The sequence below is a fragment of the Cupriavidus sp. GW821-FHT07C08 genome, assembly GCF_059419025.1.
On record NZ_JBWKQZ010000033.1, the window covers coordinates 89,343 to 110,724 of the forward strand.

Here is a 21,382-nt window from a genome sequence, read left to right on the forward strand (position 1 = left end):
GGGCGGCTCCGCTTTAGTCGCGCGTCACGCGCAGCACTTCCTCAAGCGAGGTCGCGCCGCTGTCGACCCAGCGCTGCGCGTCGCCGCGCATGGTGTGCATGCCGTGCGCCAGCGCCACCTGCTTGATCTCGGACTCCGGCGCCTGTCGGTGGATCATGGTGCGGATCTCGTCACCGACGGTCAGCAGCTCATACACGCCCATGCGCCCCTGGTACCCCGACTGGCCGCACTTGTCGCAGCCCACCGGGTGCCACACGGTCTGCAGCGGCTTGCCCTGCGCGTGCAGCACCTCGGCCTCGGCGGCAGTGACCTCGATCACTTCCTCGCGCTTGCAGTGCTGGCACAGGCGGCGTACCAGCCGCTGCGCCAGCACCCCCAGCAGCGATGACGCCAGCAGGAACGGCTCGATCCCCATGTCGACCAGCCGCGTCACCGCCGAGGCCGAGTCGTTGGTGTGCAGCGTGGCCAGCACCAGGTGGCCGGTCAGCGAGGCCTGCACCGCGATCTGCGCGGTTTCCAGGTCGCGGATTTCGCCGATCATGACCACGTCCGGGTCCTGGCGCAGGATCGCGCGCAGGGCCTTGCCGAAGGTCATGTCGATGCGCGCGTTGACCTGGGTCTGGCCGATGCCGTCGAGGTCGTACTCGATCGGGTCTTCCACCGTCATGATGTTGGTGGTGCGCGCATCCAGCCGCGACAGCGCCGCATACAGCGTGGTGGTCTTGCCCGAGCCGGTCGGCCCGGTCACCAGCACGATGCCGTGCGGCTGGCGGATCAGGTGGTCGAAGCCGCGCAGCGTGCCGGGCGCCATGCCCAGCTTGGCCAGGTCGAGCCGGCCCGCTTCCTTGTCCAGCAGGCGCAGCACCGCGCGCTCGCCGTGGCCGGTGGGCAGGGTCGAGACCCGCACGTCGACCGGGCGCCCGCCCACGCGCAGCGTGATGCGGCCGTCCTGCGGCAGGCGTTTCTCGGCGATGTCGAGCTGCGCCATGATCTTGATGCGCGAGATCAGCGCGCCGTGCAGCGCCTTTTTTGGCCGCACCACGTCGCGCAGCGTGCCGTCCACGCGAAAGCGCACCACCGACGACGACTCGAACGGCTCGATATGGATATCCGAGGCGCCTTCGCGCGCGGCCTGCGTCAGCAGCGCATTGATCATGCGGATGATCGGCGCGTCGTCCTCGGATTCAAGCAGGTCCTCCACCGCCGGGATGTCCTGCATCAGGCGCGACAGGTCGACCTCGCCTTCGACCTCGCCCACCACCTGCGCGGCGCTGCCGGCGTCCTGGCGGTTGTAGGCATCGGCCATGGCGAGTTCCAGTGCCTCGGGCTCCAGCACGCGCAGGCGCAGCGCGCCATGCACGCGCGCGACCTCGGCCAGCGCGGTCGGGGACGTGGCGCGGGTCACCCAGACTTCCAGTCCGTCAGGGCGCTGGTGCGCCACCAGCAGCGGCGCCTCGCGCGCAAAGCCGTACGAGACCAGCCGCGCGGCCATCGGCGAGGGCGGCTCCAGGGTCTCGGCCGGCGCGCTGGCGCCGGCGGGCAGGGCAGTTTGGACTTCGCTAGCCATGTCGGGGCCTAGTTCTGGAACGCAGACTCGCCGCGCAGGCTCAGCGGCTGGGGTGCGTTCGCCGGTGCTTGCGGCAGTTGCTGCGGTGCCGGCTGCATGGGCTGTGGCTGGCCCGGCACGCCGGGCTGCGGGGCATTCTGCGGAAGGGACTGCTGCAGGGGCAGCGGGGCGGCAACCGGGCCGTTTGCGCGCGGATCGATGAACGGCGTGGCCGGTGCGTCGGCCGGCGGCAGCAACGGCGTGTTGGTATCACGCACCATGATGTTAGGCGAAACAAAGCCCTGCTGCTGCGCGCGCATATAGTCGTAGCGGTCCTGCGTCAGGCGGTCGGTGGCGCCGGCCGTGCGCATCACATAGGGGCGCAGGAACACCAGCAGGTTGGTCTTGGAGCGGTTCTTGTTCTCGTAGCGGAACAGGCCGCCGATCCATGGAATGTCGCCCAGCAGCGGCACCTTCTGCACGCCGTCGCCGTATGAGTCCTCGATCAGGCCGCCCAGCACGATGATCTGGCCGTCGTCGACCAGCACATTGGTCTCGATCGAGCGCACATTGGTAGTCGGGCCCTGGATCAGGTTGGCGGTGGACTGCACCACCGACGACGATTCCTGGAAGATCTGCATCTTCACCAGCCCGCCGTCGGTGATCTGCGGCTTCACGCGCAGCGTGATGCCCACGTCCTTGCGGTCGAAGGTCTGGAACGGCGTGACCGAGGCCGCGCCGCCGGTCTGGGCATAGGAGCCGGTGGTGATCGGGATGTTCTGGCCGATCAGGATCTTGGCTTCCTCGTTCTCCAGCGTGATCAGGTTCGGCGTGGACAGCAGGTTGACGCTGCCGTTGGTGCCGAGTGCGCGCAGCAGCGCGCCCAGGCCCAGCGCCTTGTTGACGATGCCCAGGTTCAGGCCGCCCACGTCGGGCACCAGCTGCTGCGCGGCGACGATGCCGGCGCTGCGGTTGCTGTCGAACAGCGCGCCGGCCAGCGACAGGTTCAGGATGTTCTGCCCGCCGGTACCGAAGTTGGTGCCGGCAAAGACGTTGTTGTTGCCGCCTGGCGAGCTGATCAGGCCCTGCCACTGGATGCCGAGCTGGCTCGCCTGCGTGGCGGTGACCTCGACGATCATCGATTCGATGTAGACCTGCGCGCGGCGCGCGTCGAGGTCGTCGATCACGCCGCGCAGATTGCGGTAGACCGGTTCGCTGGCGGTGATGATGAGCGAGTTGGTGGACTGGTCAGCCTGGATGATGCCGCCGGTGGTCGGCTGGGTACTGGTGCCGAACGACGCGGCGAAGGCCGAGTTGCCATAGGTGCCGCCGGAGCCTCCCGCCGCGCCGGTGCCGCCCCGCATGCTGGCCTGGGTGCCGGTGGCGCCGCCGGTGAACTGCCCGCCGGCCGGCGTCGAGACATTGGTCATGCCCCCCGCGCCGCCGATGCCGCCGGCCTGCCCGCCGGGCTGGGTGGCGCTGGCAAAGCTGCTGTCGGCGGCGACAATGGCGCGCAGCGTGGCCGCCAGCTTGACCGCATCGGCGTTCTTCAGCGGCACCACCCAGATATTGCCGGGGCGCGCATAGGGCTGGTCGAGCTTCTCGATCAGCTGGCGCGCCTGCTGCAGCCGCGCGCGGCTGGTGGCGCGGATCATCAGCGAATTGCTGCGCGGCTCCGCCACCACCGAGGTGCGCAGGCTGGCGTCGACGCCCGGTGCGCCGCCGCCGGTGGCGCCCGCGGCGCCGGGGTCGAGCAGCTTCTGCAGCACCGCCGCGGTATCGCTGGCCAGGGCGTGCTTGAGCGGCACCAGCTCGACCTCGCCCGAGGCCGGCGCATCGACCGCGGCGATGATGCGCGCCAGCCGGCGCAGGTTGTCGGCGTAGTCGGTGATGACCAGCGTGTTGTTGGCCGGGTAGGCGGTGATGGTGTTGTTGGGCGCGATCATCGGCCGCAGCACCGGCACCAGGTTGTTGGCCGATTCATAATTCAGCCGGAACACCTGCGTCACCACCTGGTCGCCGCGGCTGGGGCTGGCGCCGATCACCGTGGGCGAGCCCTGCAGCTTGGCGTCGGCCTCGGGCACGACCTTGGTGAAGCCGTTGCTCTCGACCATGGCATAGCCCTGCATGCGCAGCACCGAGCCCAGCGTCTGCAGCGCCTGCGCGCGCGAGACCGGCTGCTCGGTGACCAGGTTGACCGTGCCCTTCACGCGCGGGTCGATCACGAAGTTCTTGCCGGTGGCCTGGCCGACCGCCTTGACCACCGAATCAAGGTCGGCGTTGACGAAGTTCAGCACCACCTGGTCGCGGTTGGACGGCGTGATGTCGGGCGGCGCGGGCGGGGTGCCGGTGCGCGCGCCGGGCTGGGCCCACAACGGCGCGGGCGCCAGCAGCGAAAGCCCGCACAGCAGGGCCACGGCGCGGACGCAGGCGGTGTGGAATACAGGTCGGATGGCGTGGGTTTTCATAGTCATTTCCGGGCGCTCCTGGATTGGCCTGGCATCAGAAGCGCAGCCTTGTCACATGGTTGTCTCGTCGTCCCAGCAGGCTCAGCAGGCTGGTCAGTTGAGTTGCCGCTTCGGGCTCGGCGTGCGCGGTGCCCTCGAAGCGCGCCTGCCGCCCCAGCGTGCCGCTGCCCTCCAGGTGCAGCGGCCCGGCGATGGTGCTCAGCTGCAGCTTGCCGCCACCCTCGCCGGTCCAGTCGAGTTCGGCGCGGTAGCTGCCCAGCGGGCGCAGCCGGCTCACGGCCGACGACACCTGTTCGATGCGCAGCGTCATATGGCCGCGCATGCCCTGGCCCGAAAAGCGCCCCTGCAGCGTGGACCAGTCCACGCGCATCAGGCCGTCCGGGCGCAGCGTATTGAACGGCGCGCCGATGCCTTCGAGCAGCGCCGCGGGCAGCTGCATGGCGCCTGCCTGCGCGCTCCAGCCGCCGGGGGTCACGGTGATGGCGACCGGCGCGGCCATGGCCTCGGAGTGGCTTACCACCAGGCGCGCGCTGCCGCCCAGCAGCGGCCAGAACGCCAGCGTCCATTGCAGCCGGCCGGGCAGCACGGTTGCGGTCTGGCTGCCGGCGCCGGCCGACAGCGCCAGCGTGGCGCTGCCATGCCAGAGCGAGCCGCTGGCATCGGCCAGCAGTACCCGTCCCTGCGTCTGCGTGGCCACGCGCGCGGCGATCCATGCGGCCGGCAGCATCGCCACCACAGTCACGGCAGCGCTCACCAGGCCAAGCGCCAGCCAGCGCAGGCGCCGCCATGCGGCCGGCTGGCGCAGCTTGCGGCGCGGCAGGCGCAGCGTTTCCAGCCGTACCATCAGCTGCGGCCGCCCGGACCCTGCAGGGTCGCGCTGACGTTCACCAGCGCCGTGGCGCCGACATAGACAATACGGGCGTCGATCACCTTCATGCGCTGCTGCTGGCGCACGTCCTGCAGCCAGCCGCTGACCGCGCCGAAGGGCACCTTGTCCAGCTGCACCTGCACGCTGTTGTCGGCGCCGGCGGCCAGCCGGGTCGCCTTCAGGCCGTGCTGGCCCAGGCTGTCCTGCAGCGCCTGCGTGAGCGCGTCACCACGCAGCGACGGCGCCGGCGTGGCCTTCAGGCCGCGGGCTTCCTGCGCCAGGGTTTCCATTTCGGCAAGGTCGGCGCGCAGCTTGGGCAGGTTGCGCGCCAGGCGCTCGCGGCCGTCGGCGGCCGGCTCCCACAGCACCAGGTAGCCGATCACCAGCGCCAGCACGGCGCCGCCGCCGGCCAGGATGGCCTGTTCGCGCGGGTTGCGCGCCGACCAGAAGGCGTTGAAGCGCTCCTGCCACGCCTGCGGCACGGACGGGCGCAGCCGCGCCAGGCGCGTGCGCAGCGCAGAGGTCGCGCCTGGCCGGCTGGCGCGTGGCGTCTGGCTTCGGGCTGTGTCTTTCATGGGGTTCATGCTGGTGGGCCCGCTTACAGGCCGGGCCTGACGGTCCAGCGCGAGCCGGGCGTCACCGGGGTGCCTGCGCTGCTGCTGGTACTGCCAGCGGCACTTCCGGCCTTGTCTTCTTCCATCTGCAGCCCGGCCTGGCGCGCGGCGCTGCGCAGCCCGGCCGTGTCCGTGCCCGGCTTGAGCGTCACCACCAGCATGCGGCCGCGGTACTCCAGCGCCTGCAGCGCGTCGGGCGGCAGCCTGCGCGCGGCCTGGGCAAAGCGGTCGGCCAGCGGCAGGAAGTCTTCCGGCGTGCTGCGGCCGCTGGCGGTGCGCAGCTGCTCGACCTGCCGCCGCATCTGCAGCGGCGCGTCGAGCACGGTCTGGATCTGCGGGAAGGCGCCGTGCAGCGCCTGCAGCTGCGCGGCTTCCAGCCGCTGCTGCTCGCGCCGCAGCAGCAGCCAGTGCGTATTCATGCCAATGATCTGCACCAGCACGACGCCCGCCAGCAATGCCAGCGGCACGCGCCATGCCACCAGGTTCCAGCGGTCGGCACGGCCCTGCGCGAATTCAAACTGCGCCAGGTCCAGCGCCGGCTCGCGCAGGCTGTCCTGCGCGCCTTCGATCCACAGCTGCCAGCTGGTGCGGGCGGCCTGGCGCAGGTCGGGCACCGGCGCCGCGGCGGCAGCGTCGGCATCGGCATACCAGGTGCCGGCAGGCGCAAGCGCCTGCCACGCGGCCAGGGCATCGTCGCCCAGCAGCAAGCCGTAGCCGGCGTGTGCGCCGGTGCGCACGGTCAGTTGCCACTGGCGCGCGGCGTCGGCAGCGGTGGCGGGCAGTTCGCCGCTTAACGCATCGCTCAACTCGCCGCTCCGGGCGAGGGCGCTGGCGGCGGCTTCGACCACCAGCGTGGCCGCCGGCGCCGGCGCTTCAGCGTTCGCCAGTGACGGCTCGGTGCTGGCTTGCGCGGCGGCGGCCAGCGGCACGCACAGCTGCGCGGCCAGCACATGGCGGCGACGGTGGCGGTGTTCGGCAAAGGCGTCGAGCACGGCGCGCAGCCAGGCGCGGTCGGCCACCATCAGCAGCCGCTGGCGCGATCCGCGCGCGGCGCTGCCGTCCAGGGCAGGGCCCACGCCGATATGGCACGGCTGTGCATCGGTGGCGAGCGCGTCCTCGACCAGGTTGGGCAGCGCCTGCTTCAAACGGGCGGGCGGCAGCGGCGGCACGCTGGCGGTGGTCAGCAGTACGTCGCTGGCGGCGAGGATCAGCACCAGGCGCTCGGCCGCGGGCAGGTCAGCGATGCGGGCGTGGCCTTCGCGCAACACTTCCGGTGCCGCACGGGCCTGGCCACGCCGCGCCGCGTCGGCCGTGGCCGTGCGCACCAGCGCGAACGGCAGGGTGCCGAACTGCCACGGTTGCGGCTGGTCATGCGGCCGGTGCGGCAGGCGGACGTACAGGGTGGTGCTCAAGATTTCCTTGCTTTGGCGTCAGTGGAACGGCTCGGGCAGGCGCATGGCCGGTTGGGATGCGCCCTGGATCGCCCCGGAGTCAGAAACTTGCCGGGGCGCGGGGATGCCGGCGGGCGGCCAGAAAGGCCGGACGGCGGCGGGTGGGCTGGGGCCACGCTCGCGCCAGCGCCGCAGCATACCTTGCCTGTGTGACTAAACCGCGTCAATACCATTCTCCCCGGTTGCTTGCGCGTGCAAATTCGGCCTGCTGCCTGGTTTGGTGGGCGCCGCTCAGCGCAGGTCCGGCAGCCGGTCCGCATCCTGGACCCAGACCACGCGCGTGGTATTGGCCGTGCCCAGCGGCTCACCGCGGAAGATCAGCGACACCTGCAACCGGGTGGCGCGCTCGTGCCGCACCAGTCCGTAGACCAGGAAGTAGTGCGTGCGCACGTCGAGCAGGTTGCCGAGGTTGGCGGCATCCGCCTGCGGCGCCACCGCGGCCAGCTGGGTCTGCAGGTTGCCCAGGTTGTTGAAGTAGGCGCGGTCGCGCTGGCGCACCAGTTCGCGCGCGCGCTCCAGCGGCAGCTTGTCGATGACCGCGGCCAGCACCTCGGCCTCGGCGGTGTTGGCGTTGACCAGCGTGCGCTCGGGCAGCACGGTGACAAAGGGCTCCAGCACCGCCACCATCTCCGGCGTGTAGCCGGGCAGCGCCATCAGCCCCTGCACGCTGTCCAGCGGGCGCGGCGCCGGCTGGCCGCTGGCATTGCCGCCCTGCGCGGCCTGCAGCATGTAGCGCGCCGTGGTCTCGGCCAGTGCCGGGTTCAGGCCGACCGTCTGCAGCAGGCGGCGGTATGCGGCCTGCGCCGCCGGGTCGACCGAGGCCGTGCGGCCTGCCTGGCCGCCTTCGCCGCCGGTGGCGGTCCACACCACCAGGTTGGCCAGGTTCAGGCGCGCCTGCGCATCCAGGATGCGGCCCGACAGGAACGAGGTCTCGCCCGCGACATCGGTGCGCAGTGCCGCGCCGAGGAAGTCCGACAGCCGCGTCTCGGCGATCGGCACCGCCCACGGCTCGCCCAGTTCGTCGACATTGGTGCGGCGCTGGTCGTCGCGCAGGATCAGCCGCGCCCAGTCCACGGCGGCACGCTCGATCCAGGTGGCCTGGGCCAGCAGCCGCTGGTTCTCGATGGCGCGGATCTGCACCTGCTGGCGCCACAGCATGCCGGACACCACCACCACGGCCAGCGTCACCATCAGCAGCGCGGTGACCACGGCCGCACCGCGCGGGCGGCGGCGCAACGGCACCAGGCGAGGCGGGCGGCTGGCTTGCCTCATAGCCCGGTCATGCAGATCTTCTGGAACTGCCGCGGCGCATCGCCGTCGCCCATGCGGGCGAAGATGGTCAGTTCCACCGCGCGCACCGCGGTGTTGGGCTGCGCCGCGCCGGGCGCGGAGGCGGCCACGGCGCTGGCGGCGTTGCCCGCGAACAGCACGTTTCGGATGCGCGCGCTGTCGGCCTGCCAGCCGGCGGGCTCCACCCATGCGCGCATGCTCATGCCGTCCACGTCGGCCAGCACGCGCCGCACCTGCGCAGTGTTGCTGCCGCCCTGGCGCAGCGCCAGCAGCGCCGACTGCAGGCCGGCGCGGCTGTCCACCGGCGGCGCGGCCACGCGCACCAGGGTATTGCCGTCGAGCTGGTACGACAGCACCTGCCAAGTCGGCGGCAGGCCTTCGTCGCGCCGGTCGCGCACCAGCAGCAGCCGGTTCTGGCCGATCTCGACCGGGCTGGCCTGCAGCAGCGTGGGGTTGGCCAGGTGCTCGCAGTCGGCCTGGAGCTGGCCGTAGAGCACTTTCAGCGCGTCCAGGCGCGCATCGTGGTCGGTGAGGCGCTCGCGGCTGCGCGTCAGGCTGTCCAGCGCGCGCCAGCCTATCACCGCCATCACCGCCAGCAGCGTGATGGCGACCAGCATCTCCAGCAGCGTGAAGCCGCCGGGCCGCCGCGGGCGGCGGCGCTCAGAGCACGTTGCGGGTTTCATTGGGGACAATGGTGACCAGCCACGCCAGGCGTACGGACTTGTCCGTGGCGGACGGGTAGACCGCGATCTCGACGCGGCGGAAAACGGGATTGGGCGTGCCCGAGACGGATTGCTCGCAATACAGCGGCGTGCCGCCCTGCGGGCAGGCATAGCCGCTGACGCCGGGCTCGGGCCAGGTCTTGGCCAGGCGCAGCGCGGCCAGGTGGTTCTCGGCGCTCCACTCGGCCAGCATGCGCGCCTGCAGCGACGCGCTGGCATCGACCATCGAGCCCATCGCGCGCATCGCCGCGGTCAGCGCGACCGCCAGGATGGTCAGCGCCACCAGCACTTCGATCAGCGTGAAGCCGGCGTTGCGCCCGCGCCGGGCCGGCCAGGGCAAGGAGCGAGGGCAGGGTTTCATGGCGTGCTGGCGAAATAGCGGCCGCTGCCGTCGCCGGCAACGTCCACGCGGATATCGCCGCGCACCAGGATCAGCCGCTGCGGAGCATCGATCAGCTCGCGCCCGAAGATCAGCCGGGGCGGGCTGCTGGTCCCGGTGCTGCGGCCCCCTTCGGCCACGATCACCTGGTCCAGCGACAGGCGCCAGTGGCCTGGGGCAAACACGTCGGTACGCATGGGGATCCAGCCGTTGGGGGTCGATTCCAGGAAGCGCCAGCCGTTGGCATTGCCCTCCCAGGCGAGCGGGCGGGCGCCAAGCTGTGCCTCTTCCTGCGCCAGCTCGAACAGCCGCGCGATGCGCTGGCCGTCGTCTAGCACGCGGCCCCGTTCATTGGGCGAGGCGTTGACCGCCACCAGCGAGATCACGATTCCGGCGATCACCATGACCACCAGCAGCTCAAGCAACGTAAAGCCGCGGCGCCGGGGGCCGGGCGCGCGGCGGCGCGGCGCCGTGGTCATGGTTGCAGGGGGGGCGGCGGGACTGCGCTTATTCCCAGTTGCCGATGTCGGCGTCGTTGCCGTTGCCGCCGGCCTGGCCGTCGGCGCCGAAGCTGAACACGTCGATCTCGCCGCGCACGCCCGGGTTCAGGTACTGGTAGGGATGGCCCCAGGGATCCTTGGGCAGCTTTTCCAGGTAGCCGCCGCCCTTCCAGTTGTTGGGCACGGGCTCGGTGGTGGGCTTGACCACCAGCGCGGCCAGGCCCTGCTCGGTGGTGGGGTAGCGGCTGTTGTCCAGGCGATACAGCTTGAGCGCCTGCATGATCGACGAGATGTCCTGGCGCGCGGCCACGATGCGGGCCTCGTCCGGACGGCTCATGATCTTGGGCACCACCAGCGCCGCCAGCACGCCAAGGATCACGATCACGACCATGATCTCGATCAGGGTGAAGCCGCGCGCACGGCGGGCACGCACGGGACGGACGGGGCTGGCAATCTGGGGAGTGAATCTGCGCATCGTCGGTGGACCTCTTGGCTTGAATGGCTGGGCCCGCACCGGTTGGGGGGCGGCGGGCCGGGTTCGCCAGTCAGTATAACCGGCGCCACATGACTGTTTTATGGGCGGCCCCTTCGGCACCTCAGCATTGTCTGATCCGGATCACAGTTACTGAGGACGGGCATCCGGCAGGGAAATAACTTGCATCCTGGATGCATCTTTTTTAAGATGGCGACACGATGCAACTGACCCGCTTTTCCGACTATGCGTTGCGCCTGCTGATGTACGTCGCCCGTGGCGATGGCAGCCGGCCGATCACCATTGCCGAGGTGGGGCAGCAGTTCGACATCTCGCACAACCACCTCGTCAAGGTGGCGGCGCGGTTGTCGAAGCTGGGCTGGATCAGTGCCACGCGGGGCCGCCACGGCGGCCTGCAGCTGGGTCCCGGCGCCGAGCGGCTGACCATCGGCACCATCCTGCGCGAGCTGGAAGGGCACAAGGCGGTGATCGACTGCAACAACCCGCCCTGTGCGCTGAACGGCAACTGCCGCCTGAAGCGCGCGCTGGACGTGGCCGAGCAGGCTTTCTACCGCGCCCTGGACGACGTCACGCTGGCCGATGTCACCGGCAGCCAGACGGCCGAGTCGATCATCCGCCTGCATCGCGATTTCCTGAACCGGCATTCGGCCTGAGCTGATCCTGTCCGCCCCGGGCCGGCGAGAGCCGGTTTTATTTTGAGCAAAAACATGCATTTTATTTGCATGATTTAAAACGGAGTGTTTCCTGATGCTGTCCGCCGCTTCCCGCCCCTATATCGATGCAAGCGTCCCCGTGCTGCGCGAGCACGGCCTGGCCATCACCACGCATTTCTACCGCGAGATGTTCGCGGACCGGCCCGAGCTGACGCAGATGTTCAACATGGGCAACCAGGCCAACGGCAGCCAGCAGCAGTCGCTGGCCTCGGCCGTGTTCGCCTATGCGGCCAATATCGATAACGCCGCGGCGCTGGGGCCGGTGCTCGAGCGCATCGTCCACAAGCATGCGGCCGTGGGCCTGACGCCCGCGCACTACCCGATCGTCGGCCGCCACCTGCTGGGCGCCATCTCCGCGGTGCTGGGCAAGGCCGCCACGCCGCCGCTGCTGGCCGCCTGGGACGAGGCCTACTGGCTGCTGGCCGGCGAGCTGATCGCCGCCGAGGCGCGCCTGTACCAGCGCACCGGCGTGGCCGCCGGCGAGCTGACGCCGGTGCGCGTGGTGCGGCGCGAGGCGCAGGGCGACCAGGTGGTGGCGCTGACGCTGGCTGCCGCCGACGGCCAGCCACTGCGTGCGTTCCGCCCGGGCCAGTACATCAGCGTCGAGGCGCGCCTCGACGATGGCCAGCGCCAGCTGCGCCAGTATTCGCTGTCGGCCGAAAGCGGGCTGCCGACCTGGCGCATCTCGGTCAAGCGCGAGGCGGGTGACCGCACCACCCCGGCCGGCGCGGTGTCCAACTGGCTGCACGCCAACGCCCAGGAGGGCACGGAACTCAAGGTGAGCGCGCCGTTCGGCGAGTTCACGCCGGCGCTCGACGGGCGCCGTCCGCTGGTGCTGCTGTCGGCCGGCATCGGCATCACGCCGATGCTGTCGGTGCTGCGCACGCTGGCCGCGCAGGGATCGCAGCGCCAGGTGCTGTTTGCCCATGCCGCGCGCGATGGCCGCCACCACGCCCATCGCGCCGACCTGCAATGGGCGCGCGAACGCCTGCCGCAGCTCGCCACGCACATCAGCTATGAAACCCCGCAAGCGGGCGACGTTGCCGGCCGCGACTACGACCACGCCGGCACCATGCCGGTGGCCGAACTGCTGCGCCAGCCCGACCTGCAGCGCTTTGTCGACGGCAGCTTCTACCTGTGCGGACCGCTCGGCTTCATGCAGGCGCAGCGCCATGCGCTGGTCAGCGCGGGCGTGCCGGTGGCGCATATCGAGCGCGAAGTGTTCGGGCCGGACCTGCTGGACGACCTGCTCTAAGCGTCGGCGGGGCGGCACCGGCACGGCAGACAGTGTCATGGGGCTCTGGTACGCTTGGCGCGTCTGCGCTCACGCGCCTTTGCCCGCCTTGTGGGTATCCAGGGTCCCGATCCCATGCAACTGTCCCTCCGGCCATCGCTCCGCTTCAATGCCTCCGCGCCCTGGCTGCCGCGCCTGGCCAGCCTGGTGCTATTTATCGCGCTGTGTGCGCTCGCCACCTACTGGGTGCTGACCTTCAGCGCGATGCGTACCATCCCGGTGCCGCAGAGCGCGCGCGTGGCCCAGACCGAGGCGGTCGAGACCGGCGCGGTCGCGACGCTGTTCGGCGGCTCGGCGCAGGGCGGCCCGCGTGACGTGCAGCTGATCGGCGTAGTGGCCGAGGTGGATGGCGGCGCGGGCGCGGCAATCGTGTCGATCGATGGCGGCCCGCCCAAGGCGGTGCGAGCCGGCGCCGAGCTGTCGCCGCAGATCCGGCTGGCGGAGATCCGCCAGCGTGCGGTGGTGATCGAGCGCAGCGGCGTGCGTCAGGAAATCGTGCTGCCGCTGCAGGCCGGTGCCGCGCGCGGCGCACCGGCAGCGGCCGGTGCCTTGCCCACGCCGCCCGCCGGCGCCGCGGCGCCGATGGCAACGCCGATGCCGCCCCCGGCGCCGGTCGTGAGCCAGCTCCCGACCCAGCAGCCGCAAGGCCAGGCGCCTGCGCAGCAGGCCCAGCCCGCGCAACCGCAGCCGCAACCGGTCGATCCGCGCCAGTACCAGCCGCTGATGGCACCGCAGGCGGCCGGCGAAGGCCAGCTGGCGCCGAAGGACTGATTCCGGGCGCCAAATATTCGCGCTTGCTTGCGTTCCCTTACGGCGCGCAGGCCTTTCTGTGAGCCGGGTAACATCGTATTAAAAGCGCCAACTTCCCCGCATCGTCTGCGTTCTAGTCCGTACATGCCAAACGTGATGAAAAGGAGCAAGACATGCAACGCAATCACAAGCCGCAGATCCTGAAGCAGTTCCTGGCCGCATCGGCCGCCCTCCTGGTCGCCGGTGGCGCATTTGCCCAGGCCAGCGTTCCCGCCGCACCCGCTGCGCCGGCCGGCAAGCCCGGCATGGGTCACCATCACCACCACGGTGGCGGCATGTGGATGAAGTCGATCGATACCGACGGCGATGGCGCGATCTCCAAGGCGGAAGCCGACGCCTGGTTCAACAAGCTCGACACCAACCACGACGGCAAGATCGACAAGGCCGAGATGGATGCGCACCGCAAGGCCGCCATGGCCGAGCATCATGCGCGCATGCAGGCAGCCTTCGACGAGAAATTCAAGGCTGCCGACAAGAACGGCGATGGCGCGCTGACCAAGGCTGAGGCCAACGCCGGCCTGCCGCGCCTGGCCAAGCGCTTCGACCAGCTCGACGCCAACCACGACGGCAAGCTGACCCGCGACGAAATCCGCGCCGGCATGGAGAAGATGCATCGCGAACACTCGCAGCGCGGCGACCGCGGCCCGCGTGGCCAGGGGGCTCCGGGCGGCCAGCCGGCACCCGCGGCACCGGGCTCTCCATCCACCAGCGGCGGCTGACCGGCCCTGGCAGGGCCGCGCCAGCGGACACTGCCAGCGACGTCGCCAAGCGCGCGAGCCTTAGGGTTCGCGCGCTTTTTCTTTGCCTGTTCGCTTTATGCGTGCACCAGGAAGAACCTGACCTCGCCCGCAAACGCCCGTAGAATGCCGCTTCCCTGTTTGCCGGGCTTGGCACCATCCTTGCCTGCTTCCGGCTGGCGGGGCGCGGCCGCGATTTGCGGTGGCGCCACCGCCCAGGTTTGCCCAGCCCGACCGGCTGCCGCGCGAGTGACCGATAAGGCTGTCAGCTCACCAGAAGCGGCCCTGAATCGGACGTAATTACACAAAAAATTGCGTATTTGTGCACGGCTTGCTAAATTTGCGCAAAAAAATTGCCAATAAACATATTGCGGAGCAACAATATCGTGAGCAAGGTGGAGTTGGACAAGATCGACCGGAAGATCCTGGAAGTGCTGCAGACCAACGGCCGGTTGACCAACCTGGAAGTGGCCGAGCGCGTCAACCTGTCGCCCAGCCCCTGCCTGCGCCGCATCCGGCGGCTGGAGGAGATCGGCGTGATCCGGCAGTACGCAGCGCTGCTGGAGCCCAACAAGATCGGACTTGGCCTGCTGGCCTATATCAATGTCCGGCTGGAAAAGCATGGCGGCGCGCCCAAGGGCAAGGCACCGCTGGACCTGTTCCGCGCCTCGATCGCGGTCTGGCCGGAGGTGGCCGCGTGCCACGCCATGACCGGCGAAATGGACCTGCTGCTCAAGGTCTATGTGGAAGACATGGAGCACTTCGCACGCTTCATGCAGGAACAGCTGCTGGCGCACCCGTCGGTGATCGACGTGCGTTCCAGCTTTGCGCTGGAAAGCATCAAGGACACCACGGCGCTGCCGGTAGGCGGCGCGGCCTGATGCGGCAAGCCTGAGGCCGCAAATAAAAACGGCGCATCGTGGCGATGCGCCGTTGGCGTGGAACCAGCAATAAGCGGACCCGCGGAGCTCAGGCGGTGTGCTTCTGCGGCACCATGGTGCGCCAGAAGCGCAGTCCGAAGCGGCGCGCGTCGCGCAGGTTGCGGCGCACCGCGTAGTCCAGGTCGGCGAGCTGCTCGTCCAGCGCTTCAGTCAGGCGGCTGGCGGTGTCGGCCGGCGGCAGTTCCAGATAGGCATCGGCCTCGCCGTAGGCGTACTGGACCTTCATGCCGGCCTTCTTGGCAATGTGCATCATCGCGGCGTTGCGCGACAGGCAGTGCATGTACAGCGTGCGCACGTTGGTGTTGCGGCCGTGGATCGCGGCACGCTCGAACAGCGCGCTGCCGATGCCGCGACCGCGGGCGCTGCCCGACACCGACACGCCGAACTCCGCCACGCGGCCCTGGGCGTTGTCGCGCAGGTTGGCGAAGTGGCCTACGCCGATCAGTTCGAGCTTGTCGTCGTACACGCCGAACACGCTGTCATGGTCGAAGTCGATGCTGTCGACATAGGCTTCGATCACGTGGTCGCCCACGGACTGGCCAAAACGGAGCAGGCGATCCTCCTCGCCCAGGGCGAGGAAATGCTTCAGCAGGCGCGAGCGATGGTGGGCCGCCAGCTCGCGCACCAGTACGGTGGCGCGGTGGGTGGCCTGTGCGGCTTCGGCTGCCTTGCGCAGATCTTCGTCGGTCAGTGCGCCGACGGCCTTGCTCAGTTCGAGCGGGTTCACGATTATTTCCTTCCTAGTGCAGTCACAGATAAAAATAGGCACTGCGTTGGTGTTCCGCCAGGCACTTTTCCCTGGCTCGGTGCAAGACTCGGGGGAAACACCATCTTGATGCGGCGCCAAAAGTATTGTAGTGGAATTGTCAGTTCGGCGTAAGCTTCCTGCGCCGCAGCAGGCCGCCGTCTTGTCACAGCATCAATAAAAATCGAATAAAATCAACAGCTTGAAAAAATGTGATGAATTGTTGCCGGGCGCCGGATGTGGATTTGGTGCAACGCCACAATTTCACGCTTTCCCCGCAGATTCGTCCGCTCCCTTGCCCAGCCGATCGCCTTTGATGACCGAGCCCCCAATCGTTGTGATCTACGCGCATCCCTTGCCCAGCCGTTCGCGCGTCAACCGGCCGCTGGCCGATGCACTGGCCGCGCTGCCGCAGGTACAGGTACGCGATCTCTACCGGAACTATGTCGACTATGACATCGACGTCGTCGCCGAGCAGCGCGTGCTGTCGGTCTCTGACACCATCGTGCTGCAGTTCCCGGTGCGCTGGTACAGCGTGCCGGCGCTGCTCAAGCTGTGGCTCGATGAGGTGCTGGAGCCAGGCTGGGCCTATGGCCCCGGCGGCACCGCGCTGCGTGGCAAGTCCTTGCTGGCGGTGGTGAGCACCGGCGGCACAGCCGATGCCTACGGGCCGGACGGCACGCATGGCCACCCGATCGGGGACTTCCTGCTGCCGCTGGAGCAGACCGCCTTGCTGTGCGGCATGAACTGGCTGCCGCCGGTGGTGCTGCACGACGCCAACAATGCCGACGCCCAGGTGCTGGCCGAGCATATCGCCCACGTCTGCGGGCGGCTGGGCACCGGCGCCGCGCCGGCGGGGGGACAGGCATGAACCAGCACGATTTCCTGATTGCGCTGCTGGTGTTCCTGGTGGCGGCGGTGGTGGCGGTTCCGCTGGCGCGGCGCGGCGGCCTGGGCGCGGTGCTGGGCTACCTGCTGGCGGGGGCGGCGATCGGGCCGTTTGCGTTGCGCCTGGTGACCAATGTCGAATCGATCCTGCATTTCTCCGAGTTCGGCGTGGTGCTGATGATGTTCGTCATCGGCCTGGAGCTGGAGCCGCGCAAGCTGTGGGCACTGCGGCGGAGCATCTTTGGCTACGGCGGCGCGCAGCTGGCCGCCTGCGCGCTGGTGATCGGCGCGGTGGCCGCGCTGGCGGGCGCGCCGTGGCAGGTGGCGCTGGTGGCGGGCCTGGGGCTGGCGTTGTCGTCCACCGCGATCGCGCTGGCGACACTGACCGAGCGCAACCTTTTCGGCACGCCGGCGGGGGCGGCCAGCTTCGGCATCCTGCTGTTCCAGGACATCGCCGCGATCCCGATGATCGCGCTGTTGCCGCTGCTGGCCACGCAGGGCGCCGAAGGCGCGGGTCCGGGCGCGGCTGGCTGGCTGGCGGCAGGCAAGGCGGTGGCGGTGATCGGCGCGGTGGTGGCCGGCGGCCGCTACCTGGTGCGCCCGGCGCTGCGTTTTATCGCCCGCACCGACATGCGCGAGATGTTCACCGCGTTTGCGCTGCTGCTGGTGGTGGGCATTGCGTTGATGATGGACGCGGTGGGCTTGTCGATGGCGCTGGGCACCTTCCTGGCCGGCGTGCTGCTGGCCGATTCGGAATACCGCCACGCGCTCGAGGCCGACCTGGAGCCGTTCAAGGGCCTGCTGCTGGGCCTGTTCTTCATGGCCGTCGGCATGTCGATCGACTTTGCCGTGCTGGCGCGCTCGCCCTGGCTGGTGCTGGGTCTGGTGGCCGCCTTCGTGGTTGCCAAGACCGCGTTGCTGGTGCTACTGGCGCGGTATTTCGCCATCGCCCGCGGCCAGCGGCTGCTGTTTGCGCTGCTGATCTCGCAGGGCGGTGAGTTCGCCTTCGTGGTGTTCGGCGTGGCCGGCACCGCCGGCCTGCTGCCGCGCGAGACCGAGGCCCTGCTGGTGCTGGTGGTGGCGCTGTCGATGGTGGCCACGCCCTTGCTGCTGCTGGCCTATGACCGGCTGGTGGCGCCGCGCCTGGGCAGCGGCAAGGCCCGGCCGGACGAAACCATCACGCCGCAGCACAATCCGGTGCTGATCGCCGGCTTCGGGCGCTTCGGCCAGATCGTCGGCCGCCTGCTGTACACCCAGGGCGTGGGCGTGACAGTGCTGGACCACGACCCCGACCAGATCGAGTTCCTGCGCCAGTACGGCTTCAAGGTCTTCTATGGCGACGCCACCCGGCTGGACCTGCTGGAGGCCGCGGGCATTGCCGACGCGCGCATCCTGGTGGTCGCCATCGACGGCATGGACGAGGGCCTGGAACTGATCGACCGCGTGCGCCAGCGCTTTCCGGAACTGCAGATCTACGCCCGGGCGCGCCACGTGTCGCATGTCTACCAGCTCAAGGACCGCGGCGTGCATCTGTTCGAGCGCGAGATGTTCGAGGGCTCGCTGATGCTGGGGCGCCGCGTGCTGGAGGGGCTGGGCTTCGATCCGGCCGAGGCCCGCAACGTGGCCCTGCGTTTCCGGCGCCACAACATCCAGGCGATCGACCGCTTCTATCCGCATTACACCGACCAGAAGAAGCTGGTCTCGCTGGCACGCCAGGCGCGCGACGAACTGGAAGAGATGTTCCGCCAGGACCGCGAGCAGCGGCGCCAGCGCGAAGAGGCCGAGTGGATGTGAGCGGCAGGGCGGCGGGCCAGCGCCGCGTCAGCGCACGGCCGCGGCCCGGCCGGGCAGGCCGCCTTCGAGCAGGTCGACCACCATCTCGGCAAACGCTGCATAGGACAGCCGGCCGCCCGGCTTGAGCCAGGTGAAGGTCCAGTTGATCATGCCGAAGATGGTCATGGTCAGCGCGGTCTGGTTCTCGCGCGTGACGCGCTCCGGGTAGGCCCGGCGCAGCAGGCGCGAGAAGGCCGCGACCACGTCGCGCTCGCGGCCCAGGATCAGGTCGCGCTGGGTCTCGGCCAGGAACTTGACGTCGTTGATCAGCGCGATATGGCGCGTCTGCGAGGTCTCGTACTCGGCCAGGAAGGCACGGATCAGGTTGCCGAAGGCTGCCTTGTCGGTGCGCGCGTGGCGCTCGGCGTCGGCCTCCACTTCAGTGACGAGCAGCATCAGCCGGCGCGTGTAGCGGTCCAGCAGGTCGAACAGGATCGCTTCCTTGCTCTCGTAATAGTGGTACAGCCGCGCCTTGGAGGTGCCGCAGGCGGCGGCCAGGTCGGCCATCGAGGTGCTGGGGTAGCTGCTGTTGGCAAAGGCGGCGGCGGCCAGGTCCAGGATCTGCTCGCGCTGCGCCTCGAAATCGGGTGCCTTGGTACGGGCCATATTCTCGTTTATTCGCCGCCGGTGCCACCGCTGCCGACATGGCGGCGCAGTTCGCAGGTATCGAGCGAGTCAGCATTGCCGCGCAGCACCAGCTGGCCCATGGCGATCAGCTCGCGGCAGCGCCAGAACACGAACCAGTCGCTGGCCAGCAGACCTTCGATCGCGCCCATCACGCTGCCCACCATCTGCGCCGCGGGCGTCCACTCGGACGGGGCGCGTTCCATGATGATCTCGTCGATGGTGTGGTACGCCGCCGGCACCAGCGTGTTTCCCTTCCAGAGCCGCACGTCGGCGTTTTCCTTGACGTTCTGCTGCCACTCGTAGCCGAGGCGGCCAAGGCGCAGCACCGAGACCGGGGCGATGGTGGAAAAGCGCCGCGCCAGCCGCGCGGGCGTGTACATGCCGATCGCCGCCAGGTTGCCCTGCGCGGGCATTTCCAGCTCGCGCAGGTCCATGGCGACTTCATTGATCCGCTGCGGCGCCTGGTACAGGTGGAATACCACCCGGCGCAGCATCAGCTGGTCGGCCGCGCTCTGGCCGTGCCAGATGGCCACTTCCATGTCGTCCTGGCGCAGCGCCTGGAGCTGGTCCAGCGCCTGGCGCATCTCGGCGCCGAAATCGATGTCCGTATGCGGGGCGACCCGCTGCCAGAAGCCGGAGCGGATCAGGCCGGTGCTGTCGATGTCGGCCAGCGGTCCCACCGCCAGGTCGTCGCGCAGCACCACGACAGGGTCCGGCCGCGCAGCCTGGGCCAGGGCCTGGCGCAGGGTCGTGCCTGCTACATCACCATTGACGACGTGGATATATTGCATGGCCGTGATTGTATATGGGTGGGACGGTTCGCTGGCACCGCCGCGGCGGCGATGCGACAGGCGGGGTCGCCGCCCGCCCGGTCACTGCCCTGCAAGCATCGCGCCAGCAGGAAGCCGCCTGCCGCCATTGTAGTCACGGCCCGTGCTGGCCAATGTCGGCAATTGTCTGTATACGCACGCGCCGGCGTGCCCCGATCAGCGTTCGTCGTAGCTGACCACTACCCGCGGTGTGAGCGCCCGTGCCTGGCAGGTGAGCACGAAGCCCTTTTCCATCTCCCACGGCTCGAGCGTGTAGTTCTTTTCCATCTCCACCTGGCCTTCCAGCACCTTGGCGCGGCAGGTACAACAGACGCCGCCCTTGCAGGCGTAGGGCAGGTCCAGCCCGGCGGCCAGCGCGGTGTCGAGCACGTTGGCGTCTTCCAGCGGCAGGCGCATGCTGTGCTGCTTGCCGTCGAGCACCACCACCAGTTCGGCGGTGCCGGCATGGTCGGCGTGCGCGGGGGCCGGCTTGCGCCTGGCCTGGGCCAGCGGCACGCCGAAGCGCTCGGCGTGGATGCGGTGCGGGTCGAGGCCGGCGTCGCGCAGCGCCGCCTCGGCCTCGTCGATCATCGAGGCCGGCCCGCAGACAAAGGCCGCGTCGATGTCTTCCACCGGGATCAGGGTCTGCAGGAAGGCCGTCACGCGGGCATGGTCGAGCCGGCCGTGCAGCAGGTCCACCTCCTGCGGCTGGCGCGACAGCACGTGGTAGAGCGTAAAGCGCGCCAGATACTGGTTCTTCAGGTCTTCCAGCGCCTCGGAGAAGATGATGCTGTCGACGTTGCGGTTGCCATAGACCAGCGTGAAGCGGCTGTGTGGCTCGGCCTGCAGCGTGGTGCGGACGAGCGACAGCACCGGCGTGATGCCGCTGCCGGCGGCAAAGGCCACGTAGTGGCGTGCGGCGCTGGCATCGAGCGGCACGTGGAAGCGCCCGTCGGGGGTCATCACGTCGATCACCTGGCCCGGGGTGATGGAGTCATGCAGGTGCGTGGAAAAGAGTCCGTCCTCGACCAGCTTGACCGCCACGCGCAGCTCGCCGTGCGCGTCGTAGTCCTGCACGGCCGAGCAGATCGAGTAGGAGCGGCGCAGGTCCTTGCCGTCGACCGGCGCCTTCAGCGTCAGGAACTGGCCCTGGGTGAAGCGGTAGGCATCGCGCAGCGCGTCCGGCACCTCGAAGGCGATCGAGATGGTGTCGGCGGTCTCGGGGCGCACCTGCGCCACGCGCAGCGGATGGAACTGTGGGGTCATGGCAGCCTGGCTTCGGCCCGGCGGGGCTCTCAAGAAACGGAACTGAAGGGGGCTGGATTCATGCGGCCACCTCCACTGGATTGAGCTGGACGCCCAGCGCGGCGGCACGCCGTTTAAGGGCGGCGATGCTGCGCTGGCGCTGTTCTTCTTCGTAGCGCTGCTGTCCCTGATCGACGAAAGCCTCACCACGGGTCAGCATGAAGTAGACCATTCTCGCGAGCTTGTGGGCAACAGCCGTGTTGGCGCGCGGCTTGTCCATGCGAGTGCCCAGCCGGCGGTAGAACGCGCCGAGTGCGGAGTCGCTGTGGGCCAGGCTCATCGCCGCCATCTTCAACGCCTGACGCGCACGGTTGGCTGATCGTTTGGTGGTCGAGGACAGCACCTTGCC

21 protein-coding genes and 1 pseudogene are annotated in these 21,382 nt (G+C 69.5%); 7 read left to right on the plus strand and 15 right to left on the minus strand.

The features are described 5' to 3' along the window. Positions 1 to 13: 13 nt before the first annotated feature. The 10 genes from gspE to gspG all read right to left on the minus strand — a co-directional run bounded on the left by gspE (position 14) and on the right by gspG (position 10,313). On the minus strand, positions 14 to 1,567 hold the full coding sequence (gene gspE / locus AC07UK_RS31620; RefSeq protein WP_494687611.1) for a type II secretion system ATPase GspE: 1,554 nt from the start codon (positions 1,565 to 1,567) through the stop codon (positions 14 to 16). An 8-nt stretch (positions 1,568 to 1,575) separates the two neighbouring features. After that, the gene (gene gspD, locus AC07UK_RS31625) at positions 1,576 to 4,014 is read right to left on the minus strand and encodes a type II secretion system secretin GspD (RefSeq protein ID WP_494687639.1); all 2,439 of its coding nucleotides are present in this window, start codon (positions 4,012 to 4,014) and stop codon (positions 1,576 to 1,578) included. A gap of 34 nt (positions 4,015 to 4,048) precedes the next feature. Beyond that, positions 4,049 to 4,858, minus strand: a complete 810-nt coding sequence (gspN, locus tag AC07UK_RS31630; RefSeq protein WP_494687610.1) for a type II secretion system protein N — start codon at positions 4,856 to 4,858, stop codon at positions 4,049 to 4,051. Continuing rightward, positions 4,858 to 5,466: a type II secretion system protein M gene (locus tag AC07UK_RS31635; protein WP_114131653.1), complete on the minus strand. Its 609-nt coding sequence runs from the start codon at positions 5,464 to 5,466 to the stop codon at positions 4,858 to 4,860. Before AC07UK_RS31635 ends, gspN begins: the two co-directional genes overlap by 1 nt. Positions 5,467 to 5,480: 14 nt before the next feature. Next, the gene (gene gspL / locus AC07UK_RS31640; RefSeq protein ID WP_494687609.1) at positions 5,481 to 6,908 is read right to left on the minus strand and encodes a type II secretion system protein GspL; all 1,428 of its coding nucleotides are present in this window, start codon (positions 6,906 to 6,908) and stop codon (positions 5,481 to 5,483) included. Between the two features lie 270 nt (positions 6,909 to 7,178). Next, positions 7,179 to 8,219 (minus strand): type II secretion system minor pseudopilin GspK, encoded by a 1,041-nt coding sequence (gene gspK, locus AC07UK_RS31645; RefSeq protein ID WP_494687608.1) that lies wholly within the window; start codon positions 8,217 to 8,219, stop codon positions 7,179 to 7,181. Next, the gene (locus AC07UK_RS31650) at positions 8,216 to 8,920 is read right to left on the minus strand and encodes a PulJ/GspJ family protein (RefSeq protein WP_494687607.1); all 705 of its coding nucleotides are present in this window, start codon (positions 8,918 to 8,920) and stop codon (positions 8,216 to 8,218) included. The genes gspK and AC07UK_RS31650 overlap by 4 nt, the downstream gene beginning before the upstream one ends. Continuing rightward, positions 8,898 to 9,320, minus strand: a complete 423-nt coding sequence (gene gspI / locus AC07UK_RS31655; RefSeq protein WP_436222870.1) for a type II secretion system minor pseudopilin GspI — start codon at positions 9,318 to 9,320, stop codon at positions 8,898 to 8,900. Before gspI ends, AC07UK_RS31650 begins: the two co-directional genes overlap by 23 nt. After that, positions 9,317 to 9,817: a GspH/FimT family pseudopilin gene (locus tag AC07UK_RS31660; protein ID WP_436222869.1), complete on the minus strand. Its 501-nt coding sequence runs from the start codon at positions 9,815 to 9,817 to the stop codon at positions 9,317 to 9,319. The genes gspI and AC07UK_RS31660 overlap by 4 nt, the downstream gene beginning before the upstream one ends. Positions 9,818 to 9,845: 28 nt before the next feature. Further along, positions 9,846 to 10,313 (minus strand): type II secretion system major pseudopilin GspG, encoded by a 468-nt coding sequence (gene gspG, locus AC07UK_RS31665; RefSeq protein WP_436222868.1) that lies wholly within the window; start codon positions 10,311 to 10,313, stop codon positions 9,846 to 9,848. A gap of 218 nt (positions 10,314 to 10,531) precedes the next feature. Between gspG and AC07UK_RS31670 the strand changes: the two genes are divergently transcribed. The 5 genes from AC07UK_RS31670 to AC07UK_RS31690 all read left to right on the plus strand — a co-directional run bounded on the left by AC07UK_RS31670 (position 10,532) and on the right by AC07UK_RS31690 (position 14,766). Next, on the plus strand, positions 10,532 to 10,984 hold the full coding sequence (locus AC07UK_RS31670) for an RrF2 family transcriptional regulator (RefSeq protein WP_436222867.1): 453 nt from the start codon (positions 10,532 to 10,534) through the stop codon (positions 10,982 to 10,984). Between the two features lie 94 nt (positions 10,985 to 11,078). After that, the gene (locus AC07UK_RS31675; RefSeq protein WP_494687606.1) at positions 11,079 to 12,299 is read left to right on the plus strand and encodes a globin domain-containing protein; all 1,221 of its coding nucleotides are present in this window, start codon (positions 11,079 to 11,081) and stop codon (positions 12,297 to 12,299) included. 114 nt (positions 12,300 to 12,413) lie between these two features. Then, complete coding sequence (locus tag AC07UK_RS31680; protein ID WP_436222865.1) at positions 12,414 to 13,109, plus strand: type II secretion system protein N; 696 nt, start codon at positions 12,414 to 12,416, stop codon at positions 13,107 to 13,109. A 152-nt stretch (positions 13,110 to 13,261) separates the two neighbouring features. Then, entirely contained in the window at positions 13,262 to 13,867 is a 606-nt protein-coding gene (locus AC07UK_RS31685; protein WP_494687605.1) for an EF-hand domain-containing protein, read from the plus strand. 404 nt (positions 13,868 to 14,271) lie between these two features. Continuing rightward, positions 14,272 to 14,766, plus strand: coding sequence for an Lrp/AsnC family transcriptional regulator (locus AC07UK_RS31690; protein ID WP_010813460.1), 495 nt, complete (start codon positions 14,272 to 14,274; stop codon positions 14,764 to 14,766). Between the two features lie 88 nt (positions 14,767 to 14,854). Here AC07UK_RS31690 and AC07UK_RS31695 read toward each other — a convergent pair whose 3' ends face one another. Continuing rightward, positions 14,855 to 15,553 (minus strand): GNAT family N-acetyltransferase, encoded by a 699-nt coding sequence (locus tag AC07UK_RS31695; RefSeq protein ID WP_010813461.1) that lies wholly within the window; start codon positions 15,551 to 15,553, stop codon positions 14,855 to 14,857. A gap of 334 nt (positions 15,554 to 15,887) precedes the next feature. On the opposite strand from AC07UK_RS31695, the gene kefF reads away from it, so the two are divergent. Both kefF and kefC read left to right on the plus strand, forming a co-directional pair. Beyond that, entirely contained in the window at positions 15,888 to 16,442 is a 555-nt protein-coding gene (gene kefF / locus AC07UK_RS31700) for a glutathione-regulated potassium-efflux system oxidoreductase KefF (RefSeq protein ID WP_436222863.1), read from the plus strand. Beyond that, positions 16,439 to 18,253 carry a glutathione-regulated potassium-efflux system protein KefC gene (gene kefC / locus AC07UK_RS31705; protein WP_436222862.1) on the plus strand — a complete coding sequence of 605 codons (1,815 nt, stop codon included), beginning with the start codon at positions 16,439 to 16,441 and terminating at the stop codon, positions 18,251 to 18,253. Before kefF ends, kefC begins: the two co-directional genes overlap by 4 nt. A 27-nt stretch (positions 18,254 to 18,280) precedes the next feature. On the opposite strand, the gene AC07UK_RS31710 is transcribed toward kefC, so the two are convergent. The 4 genes and pseudogenes from AC07UK_RS31710 to AC07UK_RS31725 all read right to left on the minus strand — a co-directional run. Then, complete coding sequence (locus tag AC07UK_RS31710) at positions 18,281 to 18,898, minus strand: TetR/AcrR family transcriptional regulator (protein WP_436222861.1); 618 nt, start codon at positions 18,896 to 18,898, stop codon at positions 18,281 to 18,283. Between the two features lie 8 nt (positions 18,899 to 18,906). Then, the gene (locus AC07UK_RS31715; protein ID WP_041228219.1) at positions 18,907 to 19,710 is read right to left on the minus strand and encodes a DUF1835 domain-containing protein; all 804 of its coding nucleotides are present in this window, start codon (positions 19,708 to 19,710) and stop codon (positions 18,907 to 18,909) included. A gap of 195 nt (positions 19,711 to 19,905) precedes the next feature. Further along, entirely contained in the window at positions 19,906 to 20,994 is a 1,089-nt protein-coding gene (paaE, locus tag AC07UK_RS31720; protein ID WP_436222860.1) for a 1,2-phenylacetyl-CoA epoxidase subunit PaaE, read from the minus strand. A 58-nt stretch (positions 20,995 to 21,052) separates the two neighbouring features. Further along, positions 21,053 to 21,382, minus strand: a pseudogene (locus tag AC07UK_RS31725) (IS110 family transposase); the annotation flags it as partial.